Annotated in this window: 2 protein-coding genes; both read left to right on the forward strand. The window is 72.9% G+C overall.

The features are described from left to right. The first annotated feature begins 135 nt into the window (after positions 1-135). Complete coding sequence (locus ACFUVW_RS20805) at positions 136-1,077, forward strand: hypothetical protein (protein ID WP_430573192.1); 942 nt, start codon at positions 136-138, stop codon at positions 1,075-1,077. Beyond that, positions 1,074-1,454, forward strand: coding sequence for a GntR family transcriptional regulator (locus ACFUVW_RS20810; protein WP_430573193.1), 381 nt, complete (start codon positions 1,074-1,076; stop codon positions 1,452-1,454). The genes ACFUVW_RS20805 and ACFUVW_RS20810 overlap by 4 nt, the downstream gene beginning before the upstream one ends. Positions 1,455-1,530: the final 76 nt, after the last annotated feature.

Here is a 1,530-nt window from a genome sequence, read left to right on the forward strand (position 1 = left end):
GTTCGTGCTCATCGCGGCAGTTCGAACTGCCGCCGCGAACCCGAACTGCCGCCGTCGCGACCGGTCTGACACAGGTCTTGACCCGGTCAGCATCAAAGGCCATAGTTCATGATCAATAGTCAGAGAGGGGACGAGATGTTCGGCATCGTCATCGGCGCGGTACCGCTGGAGCTTGCACTGTTCGTGGTGGCGCTCGCGCTCGGCGCGGGCGCGCTGCTCTGGTGGGACGGGCGCCGGACGGTCGCACCCACCACGGCCGCGCGCCGCGCCGTGCGGCACGCGACCACCACGATGGGCGTGGCCCTCGTGCCCGGTGTCGCCGGCGTCCTCCTCCCGGTCCTGAGCTTCCACCTAGGCATCGGTCCGCACGTGAAGACCGCCGAGCTCGTCGTGGTCCCGACCCTCGGGCTCTGGGTATTCCTCGCGGTGTACGCCGTGGGGGAGCTGACCTGGCCCCGGCCCCGCGACACCCACCGCCAGGCCCGGTTGACGACGCGGACCACGGCCGACGTCGCCGACCGAGGCGCCCGCCGCCGGGCCTGGATCACGGCGGCCGTTCTCGTCGTGACGACCGTCCTGCTCGCCCTGGTGGCCGACGGCCCGGACAGCATCGCGCGGGTCATGGACGGCGTCCTCGAACGTCAGACCCTCTTCCCCGGCTGGGCGTGGACCGGACCCGTCCTGCTGGCCACCCTCGTCGCGCTGGCCCTGACTGAGGCCGTGCTGTACCTGATCGCCGTACGTCCTGCCGTCGCCGACGTGGACGAGGCCTGGGACATGTGGCTCCGACGCCGCGGGGCCCGCCGGGTCCTACGGGTCGTCCAGCTCGTGGTGGGCCTCAGCCTGGCGGTCCTGGTCGGTGGCGCCGGGATCGCCCTGCGCATGCTCGGCCTGGGCCGCACGACCATGAGCACGGCCGCGCTGCCGGTGGTGCCGGAGTACGTCACTCTCGCGAACGTCGTCCTCTGGGTCGCGGTAGCGGTCGCTCTCACCGCCGTCGTCACAGCCTGCTGGCGGACGCGCGACCCACTGCCCGACACGGCCTCCGGACGGCCCGCCGTCGGGGCGCGCTCATGACGCTCACCGTGCGGATCGACACGACGTCGCCGGTGCCGCACTACGAGCAGCTGCGGTCGCAGCTCGCCGCGTTGATCACCGCCGGCACGCTTGCCGACGGACAACGCCTGCCCACCGTCCGCGTGCTCGCCCACGACCTCGGCATCGCCCCGGGCACGGTGTCGCGTACCTACCGCGACCTGGAGACCGCCGGTCTGGTCACCACGCGCCGCCGGGTGGGCACGCTGGTCACCGCGCCGGTGGCGACCCTCGACCGGTCGGCCGTCACCGAGGCCGCGCGACGCTTCGTCCGGATCGCGCGCGACCACGGGCTCACCGACACGGAGGTGCGCGACGCCGTCGCCGCGGAGCTGGTGCTCTCCCGCGGCGCCGGCTGACGACGGCAGTTCGGGCTCACGGCGGTAGTTCGCGCTCACGGCGGCACTTCGAACTGACGCCGTGAGCGCAGGGTGG

This window comes from Isoptericola sp. NPDC057391 (assembly GCF_042668085.1).
Lineage (GTDB): Bacteria > Actinomycetota > Actinomycetes > Actinomycetales > Cellulomonadaceae > Isoptericola.

Excerpts from the sequence above, each read along its gene's own strand:
- ACFUVW_RS20810 (WP_430573193.1), top strand. The coding sequence starts at position 1,074 with ATGACGCTCACCGTGCGGATCGACACGACGTCGCCGGTGCCGCACTAC.
- ACFUVW_RS20805 (WP_430573192.1), top strand. The coding sequence starts at position 136 with ATGTTCGGCATCGTCATCGGCGCGGTACCGCTGGAGCTTGCACTGTTC.